This is a genomic window from Aegicerativicinus sediminis (assembly GCF_015476115.1).
GTDB lineage: Bacteria > Bacteroidota > Bacteroidia > Flavobacteriales > Flavobacteriaceae > Aegicerativicinus > Aegicerativicinus sediminis.
The window spans coordinates 3,353,490-3,373,557 of sequence record NZ_CP064295.1 but is presented as its reverse complement, the minus strand read 5'-3'; the positions used below and the strand labels follow the sequence as shown (position 1 = coordinate 3,373,557).

General features: G+C 36.2%; 20 protein-coding genes. 9 read left to right on the top strand and 11 right to left on the bottom strand.

Annotation, left to right across the window (positions count from 1 at the left end):
- Positions 1-144 precede the first annotated feature (144 nt).
- The 7 genes from ISU00_RS14435 (at position 145) to ISU00_RS14405 (ending at position 7,050) form a co-directional block, all read left to right on the top strand.
- On the top strand, positions 145-1,866 hold the full coding sequence (locus tag ISU00_RS14435) for an IlvD/Edd family dehydratase (protein WP_228851377.1): 1,722 nt from the start codon (positions 145-147) through the stop codon (positions 1,864-1,866).
- Positions 1,867-1,871: 5 nt separating this feature from the next.
- A complete protein-coding gene (locus ISU00_RS14430; RefSeq protein WP_228851376.1) occupies positions 1,872-3,218 on the top strand; it encodes a GntP family permease in 1,347 nt (448 codons plus the stop codon).
- Positions 3,219-3,220: 2 nt separating this feature from the next.
- On the top strand, positions 3,221-4,042 hold the full coding sequence (locus ISU00_RS14425; protein WP_228851375.1) for a fumarylacetoacetate hydrolase family protein: 822 nt from the start codon (positions 3,221-3,223) through the stop codon (positions 4,040-4,042).
- Positions 4,043-4,121: 79 nt separating this feature from the next.
- Positions 4,122-4,742 carry a class I SAM-dependent methyltransferase gene (locus ISU00_RS14420; RefSeq protein WP_228851374.1) on the top strand — a complete coding sequence of 207 codons (621 nt, stop codon included), beginning with the start codon at positions 4,122-4,124 and terminating at the stop codon, positions 4,740-4,742.
- Positions 4,743-4,885: 143 nt separating this feature from the next.
- Positions 4,886-5,905 (top strand): c-type cytochrome, encoded by a 1,020-nt coding sequence (locus ISU00_RS14415; protein ID WP_228851373.1) that lies wholly within the window; start codon positions 4,886-4,888, stop codon positions 5,903-5,905.
- 15 nt (positions 5,906-5,920) lie between these two features.
- The gene (locus ISU00_RS14410; RefSeq protein WP_228851372.1) at positions 5,921-6,607 is read left to right on the top strand and encodes a Tat (twin-arginine translocation) pathway signal sequence containing protein; all 687 of its coding nucleotides are present in this window, start codon (positions 5,921-5,923) and stop codon (positions 6,605-6,607) included.
- Between the two features lie 23 nt (positions 6,608-6,630).
- On the top strand, positions 6,631-7,050 hold the full coding sequence (locus tag ISU00_RS14405; RefSeq protein ID WP_228851371.1) for a DsrE family protein: 420 nt from the start codon (positions 6,631-6,633) through the stop codon (positions 7,048-7,050).
- 53 nt (positions 7,051-7,103) lie between these two features.
- Here ISU00_RS14405 and ISU00_RS14400 read toward each other — a convergent pair whose 3' ends face one another.
- From ISU00_RS14400 to ISU00_RS14380, 5 genes are all read right to left on the bottom strand, one after another.
- Positions 7,104-7,676 carry a YceI family protein gene (locus ISU00_RS14400; protein WP_228851370.1) on the bottom strand — a complete coding sequence of 191 codons (573 nt, stop codon included), beginning with the start codon at positions 7,674-7,676 and terminating at the stop codon, positions 7,104-7,106.
- Between the two features lie 95 nt (positions 7,677-7,771).
- Positions 7,772-8,359 carry a Crp/Fnr family transcriptional regulator gene (locus tag ISU00_RS14395; protein ID WP_228851369.1) on the bottom strand — a complete coding sequence of 196 codons (588 nt, stop codon included), beginning with the start codon at positions 8,357-8,359 and terminating at the stop codon, positions 7,772-7,774.
- Positions 8,360-8,374: 15 nt separating this feature from the next.
- Complete coding sequence (gene acs / locus ISU00_RS14390; RefSeq protein ID WP_228851368.1) at positions 8,375-10,285, bottom strand: acetate--CoA ligase; 1,911 nt, start codon at positions 10,283-10,285, stop codon at positions 8,375-8,377.
- A gap of 30 nt (positions 10,286-10,315) precedes the next feature.
- The gene (locus tag ISU00_RS14385) at positions 10,316-10,669 is read right to left on the bottom strand and encodes a DUF779 domain-containing protein (RefSeq protein ID WP_228851367.1); all 354 of its coding nucleotides are present in this window, start codon (positions 10,667-10,669) and stop codon (positions 10,316-10,318) included.
- Positions 10,670-10,734: 65 nt separating this feature from the next.
- Entirely contained in the window at positions 10,735-12,234 is a 1,500-nt protein-coding gene (locus tag ISU00_RS14380; RefSeq protein ID WP_228851366.1) for an aldehyde dehydrogenase family protein, read from the bottom strand.
- A 209-nt stretch (positions 12,235-12,443) separates the two neighbouring features.
- Between ISU00_RS14380 and ISU00_RS14375 the strand changes: the two genes are divergently transcribed.
- A complete protein-coding gene (locus tag ISU00_RS14375) occupies positions 12,444-13,358 on the top strand; it encodes an AraC family transcriptional regulator (protein WP_228851365.1) in 915 nt (304 codons plus the stop codon).
- Positions 13,359-13,361: 3 nt separating this feature from the next.
- On the opposite strand, the gene ISU00_RS14370 is transcribed toward ISU00_RS14375, so the two are convergent.
- The 3 genes from ISU00_RS14370 to ISU00_RS14360 are packed head-to-tail and all read right to left on the bottom strand — an operon-like array spanning position 13,362 to position 16,730.
- Complete coding sequence (locus ISU00_RS14370) at positions 13,362-15,089, bottom strand: sodium:solute symporter family protein (RefSeq protein WP_228851364.1); 1,728 nt, start codon at positions 15,087-15,089, stop codon at positions 13,362-13,364.
- Positions 15,079-15,336 carry a DUF4212 domain-containing protein gene (locus ISU00_RS14365; RefSeq protein ID WP_228851363.1) on the bottom strand — a complete coding sequence of 86 codons (258 nt, stop codon included), beginning with the start codon at positions 15,334-15,336 and terminating at the stop codon, positions 15,079-15,081. Before ISU00_RS14365 ends, ISU00_RS14370 begins: the two co-directional genes overlap by 11 nt.
- Before the next feature lie 14 nt (positions 15,337-15,350).
- Positions 15,351-16,730 carry an alanine/glycine:cation symporter family protein gene (locus tag ISU00_RS14360; protein WP_228851362.1) on the bottom strand — a complete coding sequence of 460 codons (1,380 nt, stop codon included), beginning with the start codon at positions 16,728-16,730 and terminating at the stop codon, positions 15,351-15,353.
- Positions 16,731-16,832: 102 nt separating this feature from the next.
- On the opposite strand from ISU00_RS14360, the gene ISU00_RS14355 reads away from it, so the two are divergent.
- Positions 16,833-17,363, top strand: coding sequence for a YfiT family bacillithiol transferase (locus ISU00_RS14355; protein WP_228851361.1), 531 nt, complete (start codon positions 16,833-16,835; stop codon positions 17,361-17,363).
- Here ISU00_RS14355 and ISU00_RS14350 read toward each other — a convergent pair.
- From ISU00_RS14350 to ISU00_RS14340, 3 genes are read right to left on the bottom strand one after another with little or no spacing between them, the layout of a single operon-like run.
- Positions 17,360-18,004, bottom strand: a complete 645-nt coding sequence (locus ISU00_RS14350; protein ID WP_228851360.1) for an FMN-binding negative transcriptional regulator — start codon at positions 18,002-18,004, stop codon at positions 17,360-17,362. The two genes, ISU00_RS14355 and ISU00_RS14350, sit on opposite strands and share 4 nt — an antisense overlap.
- A 23-nt stretch (positions 18,005-18,027) precedes the next feature.
- On the bottom strand, positions 18,028-18,984 hold the full coding sequence (locus ISU00_RS14345; RefSeq protein WP_228851359.1) for a phosphoribosylaminoimidazolesuccinocarboxamide synthase: 957 nt from the start codon (positions 18,982-18,984) through the stop codon (positions 18,028-18,030).
- 46 nt (positions 18,985-19,030) lie between these two features.
- The gene (locus ISU00_RS14340; RefSeq protein ID WP_228851358.1) at positions 19,031-19,981 is read right to left on the bottom strand and encodes a PhoH family protein; all 951 of its coding nucleotides are present in this window, start codon (positions 19,979-19,981) and stop codon (positions 19,031-19,033) included.
- Between the last annotated feature and the right edge of the window lie 87 nt (positions 19,982-20,068).

Genomic DNA, 20,068 nt, shown 5'->3' with positions numbered 1-20,068 from the left:
TGATAATTGTTGACGAAATTTATAAGTTATGGGTAATCCATAATAGATTATCCAATGAAGTTTTAGTTCCATTTTGATTAGTTATGTATTTTGAATACTTTTAGTTTTCAGCGCAACCGTTTGCGCCACTAACTAATTATCTAAGTGTCTGAAAAACTTTCTTTGAGAAGCCAAGAATGGTTTCAAAATATGGACAAAATGGGTTTTGTTCATAGATCTTGGTTACGTAACCAAGGATACCCAGACGACTATTTTCAGGGCAAGCCAGTTATAGGTATTTGCAATACATGGTCCGAACTTACCCCATGTAATGCCCACCTAAGAGATGTTGCTGAGACTGTGAAAAAGGGAATTTTGGAAGCTGGTGGATTTCCCCTAGAATTCCCCGTTATGTCTTTGGGGGAAACCATAATGAAACCTACAACCATGCTTTTTAGAAACTTGGTTAGTATGGATGTGGAAGAAACTTTACGTGCCAATCCAATTGATGGAGTGGTTTTACTTACCGGATGTGACAAAACAACACCATCAACCATTATGGGTGCCTGCAGTGTAGATTTACCTACTATTGTCGTTACAGGCGGCCCAATGTTAAACGGTCGTTTTAGAAATGAGACCATCGGCTCAGGATCCTTCAATTGGATGATAAAAGAGCGTCAGAATAAAGGTCAATTATTGGCTGAAGAATTATATGAAGCTGAATCCTGTGCTGCTAGAAGCATCGGCCATTGTAATACCATGGGTACAGCATCAACCATGGCAGTAATGAGTGAAGCATTAGGACTAACCTTGCCAGGAATTTCGTCAATTCCGGCTGCGGATTCAAGGAAAAAGGTTTTTCAACAATTCTCTGGAAGGCGAATAGTTGAGATGGTAAAGGAAGATCTTACCCTTTCCAAAGTATTAACCAAAAAGGCCTTCGAAAATGCTATCATTGTCAACGCTGCCGTAGGAGGTTCTACTAATCTTATTATACACCTTATTGCCATTGCTAGACGAATTGGAGTTGATCTCAAATTAGAAGAATTTGATAGTCTTGGTAGTGAAGTACCGTTATTAGTGAATTTGATGCCTTCAGGAAAATATCTCATGGAAGATTTTTATTACGCTGGAGGGCTTTCTTTCGTTATGAAGGAATTGACAACATTACTTCATAAAGAATGTATTACAGTTAACGGGCAAAAAATTATCGATAATTATGAAAAGGCTTCTTGTTATAATTCAGAAGTAATTAAAACCTTGAAAGAACCTCTCAAAGAAAATGCAGGCATAACGGTCTTAAAAGGGAATCTTTGTGAAAACGGGGCAATTATAAAACCTTCAGCTGCAACGCCAAAATTGATGCAACACAGAGGTAAAGCAGTTGTATTCGAAAATATTGAAGATTATCACCAACGTGTCGATGATCCTGATTTAGATGTTGATGAGAATTCTGTGATTGTTTTAAAAGGAGTTGGCCCCAAAGGTTATCCAGGTATGCCCGAAGTTGGAAATGTTGATTTACCTAAAAAATTAATAGAAAAAGGTGTTAAGGATATGGTTAGAATCTCTGATGGAAGAATGAGCGGAACCGCGTATGGTACAGTTGTGCTTCACATTTCACCAGAATCTACCATCGGTGGTACCTTGGCCATTGTTGAAAATGGCGATTACATCACATTAGATGTAAAAAACAAACTGCTTCAACTTGAACTTAGTGAAGAAGAAATTCAATATAGAAAATTAAATATGAAACCTGAATCGTTAGATGTCAATCGTGGCTATGTTAAATTGTATATAGACCACGTTGAACAAGCACATCTCGGTGCTGACTTGGATTTTCTAGTCGGCAAATCAGGATCAAAAGTTTCTCGCGATTTACATTAATTAGAATGTCTATATTGTTTCTTGTATTAAGTATTTCATTAGTGGTTTGGTTAACCGCAAAAGTAAAAATGCATGCTTTTATAGCACTTTTATTAGTCGCAATTATTTTCGGTTTAGTCTCAGGAATGCCATTTGATCAAATAATCTCTTCCATTAACAAAGGATTCGGTAATACCATGGCTGGTATTGGTCTAATTATAATTTTTGGGGTAATAATAGGGGCATTTTTAGAAAATACAGGAGGTGCATACGCTCTCGCAGACAAAGTTTTGAATTTGACCGGTAAACGCAAAACACCGCTTGCCATGGGGCTTATTGGTTGGATCATTTCTATTCCGGTATTTGCGGACAGTGGATTTATGCTAATGTCTCCCCTAAATAAGAGTTTGGCTAAAAAGGCAGGCATTACCCTAACTGCCACGACTATTGCCCTAGCGATGGGATTAATGGCTTCTCATACTTTAGTTCCTCCTACCCCTGGACCAATTGCAGCTGCTCACTTTTTAAATGCAAATTTGGGATGGGTAATGTTGATAGGAATACCTGCAAGTTTGTTTGGCCTTACCATGGTTTTAATTTTCATAAAAATTTATGTTTCTAAAACCTATATAGATCCAAATCCGAAACTAAATGAAAGTGACATTGAACTAAAATTAAAAACATCCCCTTCTGCCAGCAAATCGGTTTTGCCAATTATAGTTCCGATTGTTCTAATTGTTTTAAAATCTGCACTCACTTTATTTAAACCAATTACTGAAAATTCTGAAATTATTCCATTTTGGTATAAGACAATAGTGTTTTTAGGCGAGCCATTCATAGCTCTTATAATTGGCTGTATCTTCGCAATACTTCTGCCAAAAAAATTAGATCGTGAAATTTTTTCTACTACTGGATGGATAGGAAAGGCTTTGGTATCAGCATCATCTATCCTTTTAATTACAGGTGCCGGCGGAATATTTGGACAAGTATTAAGGGATTCTGGGGTTGTAAAAATTTTAGGAGATAGTATGTCTAGCATGAATATGGGATTATTTATGCCTTTCTTGTTGGCTTCTGCAATAAAAACGGCACAAGGTTCAAGTACGGTCGCTTTAATAACAACTGCATCTATTGTAGCACCAATGTTAATGTCCTTAGGGTTTGAATCCGAAATAGACAAAGCCTTAGTAGTATTATCTATCGGTGCAGGTTCATCGGTAGCCTCACATGCTAACGACAGCTTTTTTTGGGTTGTTACGGGAATGTCTAATATGGAAAGTAAATTAGGCTATAAATTTCATACGATGGGAAGCCTTATTTTAGGTGTTTCAGTTATTCTATTTCTTGCAATTTTGAGACTATTAATAAATTAAATATGAAGATATTCAATACAACAAGTGGAGTTATCATCCAACATAATGAACAAAATTATGGTGTTAATGAAGATTGGGACAAATTCATAAATGACGATAATTTAAGGACTAAATGTGAAACTTTGATTGAGAATGGATTGGATATTGTCGAGGAAGTGGGGGATATTTTACCACCGATAAGAAGTCAAGAAATATGGGCAAGTGGGGTTACCTATTTTAATAGTAAAATGGCCCGTTTAGAAGAATCACTCAAGGCAGGTGGTGGCACTTTTTATGAAAAAGTGTATCACGCTGACCGCCCAGAATTGTTCTATAAGGGAAACGCTCTTCGTTGTGTGGGCCAAAATGGAAAGGTGCGAATTCGAAGAGATTCAACTTGGAATGTACCAGAGCCAGAATTTACAATTATGGTAACTTCTAACAAGAAAATTATAGGTTATACAATTGGAAATGATATGAGTTCTCGAAGTATTGAAGGAGAGAACCCCCTTTATTTGCCACAAGCTAAAACTTACGATGGCTCAGCATCTATTGGTCCATGCCTCTATTTGGATGAAGACTTTCCCAAACCAGATACAGAAATTTCCCTTGAAATCCGAAGGGGTGAACAAGTGGTTTGGTCGGAGTCAACACAATTTTCACAGATGAAGCGTTCCCTAATTGATTTAACCGATTATTTATTTAGGGAATGTAGTTTCCCAAATGGATGCTTGCTTATGACAGGAACTGGTATTATCCCTGCATCCGAATTCACCTTAAATTCAGGTGATGAAATAATAATTGCCATTGATAAAATTGGGGTTTTAAAGAATACTGTTGAATAATTCATCTTGATAATTCTTCAATTTGATTATTTAATTTGTCTCAGGTCGAATAAATTTCCGAACTTCATTTTTTTACAAAATGGATACAGAAAACAAATTACACTGGGAGAATATTTACCAAACAAAAGACACTACAAAAGTTAGCTGGTATCAAGAAAACCCGGAGGTTTCGATAGATTTAATTAAAGACATTAGTTTGCCTACCGACGTGTCAATTATTGATATTGGGGGTGGCGATAGCTTGTTTGTCGATGAATTGCTTAAACTGGGATATGAAGATATTACGGTATTAGATATTTCAGAGACTTCCCTTGAGCATGCAAAGATTAGATTAGGTGAAAAATCTCAACATATAAATTGGGAAGCCTCAGATATATTGGATTTTAATACCAACAAAAAATTTGATTTGTGGCATGATAGGGCTGCCTTCCATTTTTTAAATGATAAAATAGAAATAGAAACCTATGTTCAAAAGGTAACGAATTATTTAAAACCAAATGGTTACCTTATACTTGGAACTTTTTCAGAGGATGGCCCATTAAAATGTAGTGGTCTTAATATTCATCGTTATTCAGAAGAAGAAATGACTTCGGTTTTCAAAACCAATTTCACCAAATTAAAGTGCATAAAAAAAGATCATATTACTCCCAACAATAGCAATCAGAATTTTTTGTTTTGCATCTTCCAAAAGATGGAATAATAGTAGTTAGCCTAATTTAATTTGGCATTTTCTACATTTAGCTGTAGCTTTAATGTATTGTAGTACAATTCTCTCCCCCACCTAAGACAGCCCATTTCTATTCGTGAGCAGATCATATTTATTATGATTTGGTATCATCTATCATGGAGAAGAAAATTAACAATGGCCGATTCGGTATCTTTTGTTGCATCATTCTTTCTACAATTATCTTGGTATTGGTTATTTATATTTTTCGCCTAAAACAAGATTCTAAACAAGAGGAATTTTACACAGGAAATATCTATGCCGCTAATTATGATCCAACATTCCTTGAAGATACACCAGAAAACGAATTAATTAAATACGGATACAATCTTTTCAAGTTTACCCCGCAATATATTGGCCCAAAAAATCTCTCAAACCAAACTGGTTATTCTGGAAATAATTTAGCCTGTAATAATTGTCATTTAAACGGGGGGACAAAACCAGCATCCGCTCCATTAATCGGGATTGTTCAGCGATTTCCTCAATTCAGAGGTAGAGAAAATAAAATTGGAACTTTGAAAGAGCGAATTAACGGATGCTTTGAACGCAGTATGAACGGTACTGTTTTACCCGAAAATAGTCGCGAAATGAAAGCTTATATAGCCTACTTAAATTGGCTTAGTAGATATGCACCTGAAGATGGAAAAATAGAACATACAGGTTTCTTAACCATAAATATTCCGAATCGCAAGGTTGATCTGGAGAATGGGCAGAGAGTTTTTGAAACGCATTGTATGGTATGTCATTTAAAAGATGGTTCAGGACAAAAATTAGCAGATTCAATAACCTATCTATATCCACCATTATGGGGTAATGATTCCTATAATAATGGGGCCGGAATGACAAGGGTGATTACTGCAGCGGAATTCATTAAAGGAAACATGCCTTTTGGAACCACACATGACAACCCAATTTTAACTGATGAAGAGGCATATGATGTGGCGGGTTATATTAATTCAAAAGAACGTCCTATTAAACAAAATCTAGAATTGGATTTTCCAGATATAAAGAAAAAACCTGTATCTACTCCTTATCCACCCTACGCAGACTCCTTCTCTACTGAACAACATCAGCTTGGCCCATTTCAACCCATTATGGAATTCTACAAAAAGGAATTTAACATCAATAAAACCAAATAATTAAATCTCAAAACAATGGAATCTAACAATTTTAATCAACGAAGAGCTTTTTTAGCCACCCTAGGTATGGGTATGACTGCAGCTAGTATTACTGCAATGACAGGAACTCAATTTAACACTCCTGAAAATTTAATGAAAAGAAAAGTCTTGGCCAGTGAAGCCGAAGATTTTTTTGATAAAATAAAAGGTGAGCACAGGGTTGTTTATGATGGCTCTAAACCACACCAAGCTTTCCCTGTTGTATGGAATTTTGCCTTTTTAATGACAAATAATCAAACAGGTGTCGAAGACAGCAATATGACTGCGATGACAGTATTAAGACATGATGCGATACCTTACGCAATGGAAGATCGTTTATGGGAAAAATACAAATTGGGAGAATTTTTTCATATTAACGATAACAATACCGGAGAACCTGCCATTAGAAATACTGTTTACGAACCACATGGTAAAGACATGCCATTACCTATTATTCAAGGAATAAAAGATTTACAAGCCCGAGGCTCACTATTTTGCGTATGCGATTTGGCCTTAAACGTTTATAGTGGCTTTGTGGCAGGACCAATGGGGCTAAAAGCAGAAGATGTATATGCAGATTGGAAAAGCGGTCTTTTACCTGGCATTCAATCGGTTCCATCCGGTGTATGGGCTTTAGAAAGAGCACAGAAAAAAGGATGTGCCTATATTTTTGCAGGAGAATAATTATTATATAAATTTTTTAAAAAATGAAACACTCTATTTTAAGCGTTGTAATTTTCTTATTTAGCATAGTTGGATTTACTCAGGATAATCCAGTTAAAATATTATTTGACGTAACTAGCAGCCATGTTGAACCACAACAGGCAACAGTTAGACACGTTAAAGGAATGTCTGAGGCCTATCCAGAATCTGAATTTGAAATTGTCGTTTATGGGGGAGCATTAGATATGCTCTTAAAAGGGAAATCATCCGTAACGGATGGTATAATTGAATTAAGCAAGCGAAAAAATGTAACTGTAAACGCATGCAATGGTACAATGAAAAGACGTAATGTTCAAAAAAGTGATCTTATAGAAGGGGTTAATGTAGTTCCGGATGCAATCTTTGAATTAGCTGTTAAACAAAAGGCTGGATGGAGTTATATAAAAGAATCCTATAATAATTAAAAAAAAACCGTCTCAATATGAGACGGTTTTTTCAATAATCAATTCGCTATTAATTAAAACTCAAGGTCTACGATAATGTCAAATTCATCGTAAATTGCTTTGTCTTTCAACCCGTCAAAAAAGCTGGTTGAACCATATCTAACATCGTATTTAGATCTGTCGATTTTTAAAGCGGCATTTGCTTTTTGTCCATAAATAGACAAATCGAATGTTACAGGATTTGTATGTCCTTTAATGGTTAAATCACCAGTAACTTCATAAGCATTTTTACCGTTAGGTTTAACACTCGTAAATACTAGAGTCGCTTTAGGATGTTGCTCTACACCAAAGAAGTCATTAGATTTTAAGTGTCCATCTAATTTTCCTTTCATATCTCCACTTAAATCAGTTGATTCTAATGAAGCCATGTCAATTGTAAAAGTACCTCCTACTAAATTATCACCATCGAAAACTAATTTTCCGGAAGATAAATCAACTGTTCCTTGGTGTGACCCAGTTACTTTGTAACCTTTCCAAACTACTTGACTTTGTTCAATGTTTACTTCCTTTTCTACAGTTTCTATAGTTGGAGAAGTAAAGGTTGCAAATGCAAAAATTCCTGTTAATGTTAAAGATTTAGCTATCATAATATGTTTATTTTTATTGTTCTACGAGGCAAATTTCCCTCTATTAAGTCGGATAAAAAATAAACTAGTTTAACATTGGCAGAATTATGAAAATTTTATGATTTGTTTTTTACAGAGTTTTTGATTTTGCTTAAAAACTCTTTTGTAATACCTAAATAAGAAGCTAACATGTATTGTGGTATCCTGGTTTCAATATGAGGATATTGCTCATTAAATTCCAAATAACGCTCCTTAGCAGTGAGACTGAAGCTTTTTACAATTCTATTTTGCGATGCAACATAAGCACGTTCCACCAACTTCCTAAAGAAACGTTCCATCTTAGGAACTTCAAAAAACATGGGATCTAAATTTGAATGTGAAATTTCAAAAACCTCCGAGTCTTCAAGACACTCCACATTGAAATCAGAGGGCGTCTGGCTAATTAGACTCCCTAAATCTGAAGTCCACCACCCCTCTACCGAAAACATTATAATATGTTCCTGCCCCTGTTCATCTAAATAAAACATGCGCGTACAACCATTATTGATATAACATACAGAACGGGCAACCTCACCTACTTTTAATATATAATCACCTTTTTTGTAATAATTAATCTCAAAAAACTTACACAGCTTTTCCTTATCAGAATCTTCCAAAGAAACCTGTTGATTAATTACCTCAAATAGTTGGGTGAACTCTTCCAAATTAGTTTAAAGTGATTATTTCAAAACATTATCCATTATTTCCTGCACAACTTCCGGATTTAGGAGTGTACTAGTATCTCCTAAGTTAGTAGTTTCGCCAGACGCAATTTTACGTAGTATTCTACGCATGATTTTTCCTGATCTAGTTTTGGGTAAACCAGCTGTAAACTGAATTTTATCCAATTTTGCTATCGGTCCAATCATTTCCGTGATTAGCTGGTTAATTTCTTTTCTAAGGTTATCCTGATTTCTATATTCTCCCGTTTCCTTTAGGGTGACATAACCATAAAGAGCATTTCCCTTAATATCATGGGGATAACCAACTATAGCTGATTCTGCAACGGCAGGATGCTCATTGATAGCATCCTCAATAGGTGCTGTTCCTAAATTATGACCAGAAACGATAATCACATCATCCACTCGACCAGTAATTCTGTAATAGCCTACTTCATCCCGAAGTGCACCATCACCAGTGAAATACTTGTTTTGAAATGCGGAGAAATATGTATCTCGATATCTTTCATGATTACCCCAAATTGTTCTTGCCATTGAAGGCCAAGGAAATTTAATACACAACCTTCCATCAACTTGGTTCCCATGAATTTCAGAACCATTTTCATCCATTAAAGCAGGTTGTATGCCCGGAAAGGGTAAAGTGGCGTATGTTGGTTTCGTTGGCGTGGCGAATGGAATCGGAGAAATCATAACGCCCCCTGTTTCTGTTTGCCACCAAGTATCTACAATCGGACTCTTCTTTTTCCCGATATTGTCATCATACCAATGCCAAGCTTCTTCGTTTATCGGTTCTCCAACTGTACCCAATACTTTTAAGGACGATAAGTCAAATTTTTCAATATGCTCAACCCCTTCTTTTGCCAATGCCCTAATAGCTGTTGGTGCAGTATAGAATTGGGTTACTTTATGTTTATCCACAATTTCCCAAAACCTTCCAAAGTCTGGGTAGCTTGGAACGCCTTCGAACATTACAGAAGTAGCTCCATTCGCCAAAGGACCATAAACGATATAACTGTGTCCGGTTATCCAACCAATATCGGCAGTACACCAATAAATATCTTGTTCCCTATATTGAAAAATATTTTTAAAGGTATAAGCTGTGTAAACCATATAACCGGCAGTGGTATGAACCATTCCTTTTGGTTTACCAGTAGATCCTGAAGTGTATAAAATGAAAAGTGGATCCTCTGCGTCCATTACTTCAGGAGTACATTCATCGAAAGCCTCATCAAGGAGTGGCTGCAACCATTTATCCCTACCCTCCTTCATCTCAATTTTTGAATCTATGCGATTCACAACTAAAACAGAAGAAACATTCGGACATTTCTCCAAAGCTTCATCAACAATTCCTTTTAGGTCTATGGTTTTAGATCCACGATAAGAACCATCACTTGTAATTACCAATTTACAATCACAATCATTAATTCTCGTCGCTAAGGCAGTGGAGCTAAATCCGGCAAAAACTACTGAATGTATTGCACCAATTCTTGCACATGCCAATATTGCAAACGCCAATTCTGGAATCATTGGCAAATATATACATACCCTATCTCCTTTTTGAATCCCTTCACTCTTCAATACATTTGCCATTTTATTAACTCTGGCATGTAACTGTTTATAAGTGATGTGTTGTGATGGTTCATCGGGATTATTAGGTTCAAACAAAATAGCGGTTTTATCACCTCTAATTCTAAGATGTCGATCGAGGCAATTTTCAGTGATATTCAATTTGGCACCTTGAAACCACTTAACTTCTGGTTTGGTAAAATCCCATTCTAAAACCTTATCCCAACGTTTGTACCATTGAAAATGTTCTTCTGCAATTTCTTCCCAAAAAACTTCAGGAAACCTAACAGATTTACGGTATACCTGATAATATTCTTCTAAATTTTTAATATGATAATTACTCATGAAACTATTAAGCCTTGGTAAATTAGTTAGTTATGAATTAAAATATTCTTGCTCCTCAGAAGTGAGCAATCGAGAGTTTATAATGAACCGAACTCCCAACGGAATTTCAAGAGAAAAACTTGCGCCTCTCCCCTCAGTAATATCGATCGTTAAATGGGTATGCTTCCAATATTCAAATTGGTCTTGATTCATGTAAAAATTTACACCATTAACATTACCCAGCAAAATATCGCTTTCGTCCAAATACATGTCGTCTTTTTCAAAAATCATGGGTGCAGAACCATCGCAACAGCCACCACTTTGGTGAAAAATGAGTTCCCCGTGCTGGTTTTTCAATTGGTCTACAACCGCTGAAGCTTTGTCTGTAATTGCTATTCTTTGCATGGATTAAAAATAAGAAAAAGGCTGAACATAACATGTCCAGCCCTTCTGTCTAAAATTAAATCTAACTAAAAGAAACCTAATTTATTTTTGTCATAGGAAATCAACATGTTTTTGTTTTGACGGTAATGATCCATCATCATTACATGATTTTCACGGCCAAATCCAGATTTTTTATATCCTCCGAAAGGTGCATGCGCTGGGTAAGCGTGATAACAATTCACCCACACCCTACCAGCTTTAATGGCTCTAGGTATTTGATACAATTGGTGTGCATCCCTTGTCCAAACTCCAGCTCCTAAACCATATAAGGTGTCATTGGCTATTTCTAATGCCTCTGCTTCATCTCTAAATTTAGTTACGCAAACAACTGGACCAAAAATTTCTTCTTGGAATACACGCATTTTATTATGACCTTCTAATATGGTGGGTTTAATATAAAAGCCTGATTCGCAATCACCAGATAATTTGTTTGCCTCACCACCGCATAACACCTTAGCCCCTTCTTCTTTTCCAATATTAATATAGGATTTGATTTTCTCATACTGATCATTAGATGCTTGGGCTCCCACCATCGTAGACGTGTCATATGGATTTCCCTGAATAATGGCCTCGGTTCTTTCCACGACACGTTCCATAAATTTGTCGTAAATATCTTCTTGCACCAATATTCTAGATGGACATGTACATACCTCACCTTGGTTGAACGCAAATAAAACTGCACCTTCAATTGCCTTATCTAAATAATCGTCATCCTCATCCATCACGCTACTGAAGAAGATATTTGGAGATTTACCCCCAAGCTCCATCGTAACCGGATTTAGGTTTTTAGATGCATACTGCATAATTAATTGACCTGTGGTTGTTTCACCTGTAAAGGCTACCTTATCCACTTTAGAACTTGAAGCCAAGGGCTTCCCTGCTTCTGGTCCGAAACCATGAACAACATTAACAACCCCTGGAGGAAACACATCAGCAATCTTTTCCATCAACAATGTTGCAGAAGATGGTGTTTGCTCAGCGGGCTTTAGCACTACACAATTACCAGTAGCCAAAGCCGGAGGTAATTTCCAAGAAAGCATAAGCAAAGGGAAATTCCATGGAATTATTTGCCCAACAACTCCCAACGGCTCTTTAATGTTTAAGGATAGGGTATTTGCATCCAATTCAGTTGCGGTACCTTCCTCAGCCCTAATACAGGCAGCAAAATATCGCCAATGGTCAACACTTAAAGGAACATCAGCATTTAAGGTTTCTCGTATAGGCTTACCATTATCACAAGTTTCAACAACTGCAAATTCTTCAAGGTTTTCTTCTATGATATCTGCAACCTTATTGAGTAAGGCTGCCCTTTCAGCCGCAGATGTATTGCCCCAAGATTCTTTTGCTGCATTAGCCGCATCTACTGCATTCTCTATATCCTCCTTAGTAGATCTAGGGTATTTGGCAATAACACTATTATCTATCGGAGATCGATTTTCAAAATATTCCCCATTGACAGGTGGAACAAATTTTCCATTAATAAAATTCCCATAGGAATCTTTAAATTTTGGTTTACTGTAACTCATTTTAACTAGGTTTTAATCTTTGACACTAATTAGTAAGGGTAAATTTCCTAAATTATTTTATTCTTAAATTTTTAAGGTTTAAATTTCCTTTTAACTAATTTTGATAAAGATATTTTGATAATCCGCTAAATAATTGAACATTATTATTATAAAATTGTACAATACTATTATCGTTGGAAATAATTCCTCACTTTCATTAATTTTGAATAATGGATCATCTTTTAAGACACCATATTGCAAATCGTAAGTTGAACACTTTGGTAGAAAACCGTACTACCTACAATGCAGATTATGCTGAGTTAAACATTTATGAAACCCATACATACGCTGAAAAAGTCCGGTTAGAATTTGATTTTCCAGTAATTGCAAGCATGCTGACTGGAAAAAAAATAATGCATTTAGAAGGTATCCCATCCTTCGACTTTTTCCCAGGAGAATCTGTAGTTATGCCTAGTAATAAGGCAATGGTGATCGATTTTCCTTTGGCAACAGAAAATCAACCAACCCAATGTTTAGCTTTAGGAATAGATTCTGAAAAAATTGGTGAAGTAGTTGAAAAATTTAACCATCATGTTGCAATAGAAAGGGAAAATAATAATTGGTCCATAGATAACAATCCTTCCCACTTAACTAATAATGTAGAGGTAGACCATTTGGTTGAACGATTAGTCTATACATTCATTAATGGCAGCAAGAGTAAAGATGTGTTATTAGATTTAATGATACAGGAACTTATTGTTAGGCTTTTACAAACAAAGGCAAAAAGCATTATTCTTAACGATGTTGAAGGTATTTTCAATGACACCCGTATTGGGATGGTTATAAAGTACATCAAACAAAACTTAACCAATAAGGATATATCTGTAGACACTTTGGCTGAAAAGGCATGTATGAGCACCTCCCATTTTCACAAAAAGTTTAAAAACACTTTGGGTATTTCCCCAATAGACTACATTAATTCTGAAAAAATAAAATTTGCCAAAAAATTAATGAAAGAAACAAATGATTCTAGAATGTCTGAAATAGCCTTTAAGTCTGGATTCAATAATATTAGTTATTTCAACAGGCAATTTAAAAAGTTGGAGATGATGACTCCGCAACAATTTAAAAAATCCATCAGTTAAGGATTAATGGCCGTGGGCCTCTCCTGCACCACTTGGTATCCTGATATTTTCAACCAATTCTTGCACATCTTCGGGTGGTGCTTTGGTAAATTTCATAACAACAATAGATACAATAAAATTGAGGACCATGGCAACCGTACCAAATCCTTCCGGAGAAATTCCAAACCACCATTCACTTTTATCCGGTATAGTTTCGTCTAACCATCCTAATTTGAATTTAACCATATAGTACAACATAAAGGAAATACCAACCACCATGCCGGCTACAGCTCCTTCTTTATTCATCCTTTTGTAAAATATGCCTAAAATAATTGCCGGGAAAAATGAGGCGGCTGCAAGTCCGAATGCTAGGGCAACCACCGCTGCAACAAAACCTGGTGGGTTGATGCCGAAATAACCTGCTACACAAACCGCACCTACGGCACTTATTCTAGCAGCAATTAATTCTCCATTATCAGATATGGATGGATTAATCACCTTCTTAATTAAATCATGGGAAACAGAAGAAGAAATTACCAATAAAAGCCCCGCCGCAGTTGATAAAGCTGCTGCCAACCCTCCTGCGGCAACAAGTGCAATAACCCAATTTGGTAAATCGGCAATTTCAGGATTTGCCAACACTGTAATATCTGGATCAATTTCCAATTCATTTATTGCCTTATCCCCGACATATTGAATGGTGCCGTCTCCATTTTTATCTGTAAAAGTAACAAGACCCGTTTTTTCCCATTTTGTGAACCATTCTGGAACATTTTCATAAGGCTGATCCCTTACAGTTGTTAATAAATTGGTTCTTGCAAAAGCAGCAACTGCTGGTGCTGTAGAATAGAGTATTACAATTAATAATAATGCGATACCAGCTGACAATCGAGCATCTTTCACTCTTTTAACTGTGAAAAATCTAACAATTACATGTGGTAATCCTGCGGTACCTACCATAAGGGCCAAGGTAATAGCGAAAACATCAATTAAAGATTTAGATCCACTTGTATATTCATGAAATCCCAATTCTGTGCTTAAACCATCTAATTTATCTAACAAATATGTGCCACTTCCGTCACTCAAGGTACTCCCAAATCCAAATTGTGGAATTGGATTGCCGGTCATTTGAATGGAGATAAAAATAGCAGGTACCATAAAGGCAAAAATCAAGACACAATATTGGGCGACTTGAGTATAAGTTATTCCTTTCATACCACCTAATACCGCATAAAACAATACAATGAGCATTCCAATAATTACACCTGTATTAATATCCACTTCTAAAAAGCGAGAAAAGACAATACCAACCCCACGCATTTGCCCGGCAACATAAGTAAAAGACACCAAGAGTGCGCAGAGGACCGCAACGATTCTTGCCGTTTTGGAATAATAGCGATCACCTATGAAATCTGGCACTGTAAACTTCCCGAACTTTCTTAGATATGGAGCCAACAATAATGCTAACAGTACATAACCGCCTGTCCAGCCCATAAGATATACAGCACCATCATAGCCAGCAAATGAAATTATTCCTGCCATGGAAATAAATGAGGCGGCACTCATCCAATCTGCCGCTGTTGCCATACCATTGGCCAAGGGAGAAACCCCACCTCCAGCAACATAAAATTCTTTTGTAGACCCAGCCCGGGACCATATTGCAATACCTATGTAAATAGAAAATGAAAGTCCAACTAAAATATAGGTCCAATTCTGAACACCTAATGAAAGGGTTAAAATATCACTTATCATAACCAAATTCTTTATCTAGACGATTCATTAACCAAACGTATACAAAAATCAAAATGACAAACACATACATAGAGCCTTGTTGGGCAAACCAAAAGCCTAATTTAAAGCCCGCAATTTGAATCTCATTTAGTTCATCTTTAAATATAATTGAAGCACCGTAAGAAGCTGCAAACCAAATCAATAACAACACCATAACATAGCGTATATTACGTTTCCAATAGCGATGGCATTTCTCGTGTTTATCCATTATAATTGAAAATTTTAAACTGTATTGTTTCTTAATCTATGTATATAGTTTTTGAATTCTTTTACAACCCTCGGCGCCAAAATAAAAGTAGAAAGCATTGTAGGAATTGCCATTAAAGCAAACACACCATCTACCAAATTAATAACGATACTCAAGGTGGTAGTTGCTCCAATTACAATACTTAAAATATACAGATAGTTATAATATTTTGCATTTTTTACTCCAAAGACGTAGGCCATGCATTTAGTTCCATAATACGAATAGGAAAATAAAGAGGAAATACTGAACACGGCCACACATAACATCAATAGGTATTTACCAAACCCAGGCATTGCATTCTGAAAAGCAGATGCTGTTAAACTTACCCCATTGTTATCAGTTACTTCCCATACATTTGTAACCAAAATAGCAAGGGCTGTAAGAGTACAAACCACCAAAGTATCAATGGCAGGCCCCATCATAGCTACCAATCCTTCCCTGATAGGTTCATCGGTTTTAGCCGCCCCATGAGCTAAAGGTGCCGTACCAATACCTGCTTCATTTGAAAAAGCTCCTCTTCTAATACCTAATAGCATTAATCCTCCTACCATTCCACCTAAAAAGGCATCACCTTTAAAATTACCTGCGTCAAATGCATCTGTGAAAATCAAGGTAAAATAATGGGGTACAACATTGTAATTAATACCTAATATGATCAGGACAGATCCAAAATAAAGTACAACCATGAAGGGTACTAATTTTGAAGCAGTCTTACTAATTCTAGACAGCCCACCTAAAATTACGAAGGAAGTAATCATTGCCAGTACAATTCCTATGACTAGGTCAGATTTAAAACCAAAATCTAAACCTTGGGGAACCAAAATAATGTCGTTTATCGCTTGTGTTAATTGATTTACGTTGAATACAGGCAATGCTCCTATCATTCCACATAAACTAAACATTAGAGCTAAAGGTTGCCAAGCTTTACCCAACCCCTCTCGAATTACATACATAGGACCACCCTGTAATTCACCTTCAGAATCTTTACCTCTGTAAAGTATTGCCAAGGTACAGGTGAAAAATTTGGTACACATACCAACTATAGCACTAATCCACATCCAAAAAATAGCTCCTGGTCCACCAATAGCAATTGCCACCGCAACTCCTGCAACATTACCCATACCAATAGTAGAAGCCAATGCAGTACTTAAGGCCTGAAAGTGGCTGATTTGACCAGGATCATTAGGGTCATCATACTTTCCTCTAAGAACATTTACGGCATGACCGAAATACCGAAAGGGTAAAAATTTTGAAAGAATAAGGAGGTACAACCCACCTCCCATAAGAATTATCAATAACGGTAAACCCCATACGAAAGAGGCAAATTCGGAAAGCCAGTAGTCTAATTGTTGCATGAAAATTTTAAGTGTAGTAGCTAATATATAAAAGTTCATTTAATATATAAGTATTGAGCTTTAGGCTTTCTTTAGTATTTTAGTTAGCCTATTAAAAATGAGATGTTAGAACAATTAAAATATCCTATTGGAAAATTTGAATTGCCAACGCAAGTAAACTACGAACAGACTTTAAAGAATATTGAAGTGATTTCAGAATTTCCCCAAAAACTGAAGGAGGCTGTTCTTGTGGTTGGCGATAGCAGAATTGATCAACCTTACCGCCCTGAAGGGTGGTCGGTTAGACAACTTGTTCATCATTGCGCTGACAGTCATTTAAATTCGATTTGTAGATTTAAATTGGCCCTGACTGAAGATCGACCTACTATTAAAACTTATGAAGAAGGCGAATGGGCGAAATTAGTGGATTACCAACTACCCGTGTCAGTTTCATTACAATTATTGGAAGCCCTTCATCTTCGTTGGACGGCACTACTGAAATCGTTTACGCCTAAGGATTTAAAAACAGAATTTATTCATCCAGGTTTTGGTGGAGCGATGAATCTCGAAATTGCAATTGCATTATATGCTTGGCATTGTCAACACCACCTTGCGCATGTAACTGAATTGATTAAAAGGGAAAATTGGTCTTAAAATTTTTCTTTACCAAATAATTCAGAATATCTCTTTTTCATTTCATCCGCTATAAATTGGGAAGATGAATTTCGACTTTCTAATTTTTCAATGATATTAAGGTAAGACGCCTCATTTTTATTCTGACTCAGTTTAAAAACATGTTCCATCGTTTCAATTTCAATTTCAAAAGCTACGATGGCACGCATTAATGGTTTTGTGTATTTTTCTGAAAGGTTATGAAAATAAGTGCTAGAACGATCGTTTCCATCTTCGAAATGAAGGGTGGTTTTTTCTAATATGCTTATTAAATGAATATCATCTAAAAACTTAATCAAGCCCTTTGCGTGTACACTCATATAATTCCAAGTTGAAGCTTGGTGTGGATTATCGTACCAAGTTGCACTAACATATGAATGAGGTGAACTAAACACCACTAAAGTGTTCGGATTCTCTGAAAAAGCTTTATGGTGATCATTATTTTTCATCATATGCCCTCTTAGATACATTTTCTCATTTTCATGTTCTAAAAACACCGGAATTTGGGTGGCAAAAGGAATACCTGCCGAATCGGAACCTGTTATTAAGGCGAAGGGATGATCTGCAATAAATTCAAAAACACGCTTTTCGTCTAAATCTTTGAAATGCGGCAAATCATACATTTTGAATAAGCTTTAAAAGGTTTTTATCTAGCTTGAAGATAAGCCAAGACATTTGCTTCTATCCTTTTAGAAATATTGGAAACATCAGCTTTGACAAACTTTTCCCCGGTAATATTTTCATACAATTCAATATATCTATCACTTACAGTTTCGATATATTCATCGCTCATTTCCGGCAAAACTTGACCTTCTAGACCCTGAAAGCCATTTGAGATAAGCCATTGCCTCACAAATTCTTTACTTAGTTGTTTCTGGGCTTCTCCCCTTACCTGCCGTTCTTCATAACCAGATTTATAAAAATAACGAGAAGAATCGGGTGTATGTATTTCGTCGATTAAAACAATTTTACCAGAATCGGTTTTACCGAATTCATACTTGGTATCTACCAAAATTAATCCACGCTCTTCAGCTAATTCTGTTCCTCTCTGAAATAATTTTCTGGTATAATCTTCCAATATGGAATAATCCTCAGCGGATACAATTCCTTTAGACAAGATATCTTCCCTACTTATATCTTCATCATGCAAGCCATGTTCGGCTTTGGTTGCTGGAGTTATTATAGGTTCTGGAAATTTATCGTTTTCCTTCATTCCTTCCGGCATAGAAACCCCACACAACATACGTTTGCCTGACTTATATTCCCTTGCGGCGTGTCCAGCCAAATAGCCCCTTATAACCATTTCTACTTTAAATGGCTCACATTTTTCGCCTATGGCAACATTTGGGTCAGGAGTCGCTTCTAACCAATTTGGCACCAAATCTTCAGTATCCTTCATCATTTTTGTTGCAATTTGATTAAGGATTTGTCCCTTGTATGGAATACCCTTTGGCATAACCACATCAAAAGCACTTAACCGATCGCTTGCAATCATCACAAGTAAATTATCTGCGACGGCATAAACATCCCTCACTTTGCCTTTATACACTCCAGTTTGTCCCGGAAACTTAAAATCTGTGGAAGTAATGGTATTATGAGACATTTGAAAAAATTAAATATTTAGAAATTCCTGCTATAATTCTGCAAATTTAATCATGTTCTATACCATTATAAGCTGCAATTACTTTTTTAACCAATTTATGGCGAATTACATCCTTATCATCTAAATAGACCATGCCAACTCCTTCAACGTCTTTCAATATCAACAAAGCTTCTTTTAAGCCCGATATTACCCTTCGAGGCAAATCTATTTGACCAGGATCTCCCGTAATTAAGAATTTAGCATTCCTTCCCATCCTGGTTAAAAACATTTTCATCTGAGCATGCGTCGTATTTTGACCTTCATCTAAGATAACAAAGGCATTATCCAAGGTACGACCTCGCATAAATGCGAGAGGAGCAATCTGCACAGTCCCATTTTCAATGAAACTCGCTAATTTCTCAGGTGGAATCATATCTCTTAAACCATCATAAAGAGGTTGCATATACGGATCTAACTTTTCTTTCAAATCTCCAGGAAGAAACCCAAGATTTTCTCCTGCCTCTACTGCAGGACGTGTTAGAATTATCCGCTTTACTTCTTTATTTTTTAAAGCCTTAACCGCCAGTGCAACGCCAGTATATGTTTTACCAGTACCAGCTGGACCAATCGCAAAAACCATATCATTTTTGCTCATAGATTCCACCAACTTACGTTGGTTAAGGGTTTCTGCCTTAATTATTTTACCGTTTACACCATGAAGAATAGGTTCATTGTACTGAGAGTCGGTAGAATAATCATCTTTGCTATGACTCATCAATACCCTTTCAATCATATTTTCATCCAATTTGTTGTATTTAGCATAATGCTCCATCAACATTTCTAGACGACGATCAAACTCCTCTAGTTGGTCCTCATCTCCGTAGGCCTTAATTTTATTGCCTCTAGCGACTATTTTAATTTTAGGAAAGTATTTTTTAAGAAGTTCGATATTGACATTATGGTCACCGAAAAATTCCTTTGGAGCAATCTCCATCAATTCAATTACGAGTTCATTCAAAAGCGACAGGATTTAGTGCAATGTTCAGTTTAGATTTATTAGTTTTGTCGTTAAATTAAGGGCAGGTTTTTTAACCCTTTAGTTACA

Excerpts from the sequence above, each read along its gene's own strand:
- ISU00_RS14345 (WP_228851359.1), bottom strand. The coding sequence starts at position 18,984 with ATGTCTCATAATACCATTACTTCCACAGATTTTAAGTTTCCGGGACAA.
- ISU00_RS14410 (WP_228851372.1), top strand. The coding sequence starts at position 5,921 with ATGGAATCTAACAATTTTAATCAACGAAGAGCTTTTTTAGCCACCCTA.
- ISU00_RS14425 (WP_228851375.1), top strand. The coding sequence starts at position 3,221 with ATGAAGATATTCAATACAACAAGTGGAGTTATCATCCAACATAATGAA.
- ISU00_RS14365 (WP_228851363.1), bottom strand. The coding sequence starts at position 15,336 with ATGGATAAACACGAGAAATGCCATCGCTATTGGAAACGTAATATACGC.
- ISU00_RS14360 (WP_228851362.1), bottom strand. The coding sequence starts at position 16,730 with ATGCAACAATTAGACTACTGGCTTTCCGAATTTGCCTCTTTCGTATGG.
- ISU00_RS14350 (WP_228851360.1), bottom strand. The coding sequence starts at position 18,004 with ATGTATGATTTGCCGCATTTCAAAGATTTAGACGAAAAGCGTGTTTTT.
- ISU00_RS14430 (WP_228851376.1), top strand. The coding sequence starts at position 1,872 with ATGTCTATATTGTTTCTTGTATTAAGTATTTCATTAGTGGTTTGGTTA.
- ISU00_RS14385 (WP_228851367.1), bottom strand. The coding sequence starts at position 10,669 with ATGCAAAGAATAGCAATTACAGACAAAGCTTCAGCGGTTGTAGACCAA.
- ISU00_RS14415 (WP_228851373.1), top strand. The coding sequence starts at position 4,886 with ATGGAGAAGAAAATTAACAATGGCCGATTCGGTATCTTTTGTTGCATC.
- acs (WP_228851368.1), bottom strand. The coding sequence starts at position 10,285 with ATGAGTAATTATCATATTAAAAATTTAGAAGAATATTATCAGGTATAC.
- ISU00_RS14375 (WP_228851365.1), top strand. The coding sequence starts at position 12,444 with ATGGATCATCTTTTAAGACACCATATTGCAAATCGTAAGTTGAACACT.
- ISU00_RS14370 (WP_228851364.1), bottom strand. The coding sequence starts at position 15,089 with ATGATAAGTGATATTTTAACCCTTTCATTAGGTGTTCAGAATTGGACC.
- ISU00_RS14400 (WP_228851370.1), bottom strand. The coding sequence starts at position 7,676 with ATGATAGCTAAATCTTTAACATTAACAGGAATTTTTGCATTTGCAACC.
- ISU00_RS14405 (WP_228851371.1), top strand. The coding sequence starts at position 6,631 with ATGAAACACTCTATTTTAAGCGTTGTAATTTTCTTATTTAGCATAGTT.
- ISU00_RS14380 (WP_228851366.1), bottom strand. The coding sequence starts at position 12,234 with ATGAGTTACAGTAAACCAAAATTTAAAGATTCCTATGGGAATTTTATT.
- ISU00_RS14420 (WP_228851374.1), top strand. The coding sequence starts at position 4,122 with ATGGATACAGAAAACAAATTACACTGGGAGAATATTTACCAAACAAAA.
- ISU00_RS14355 (WP_228851361.1), top strand. The coding sequence starts at position 16,833 with ATGTTAGAACAATTAAAATATCCTATTGGAAAATTTGAATTGCCAACG.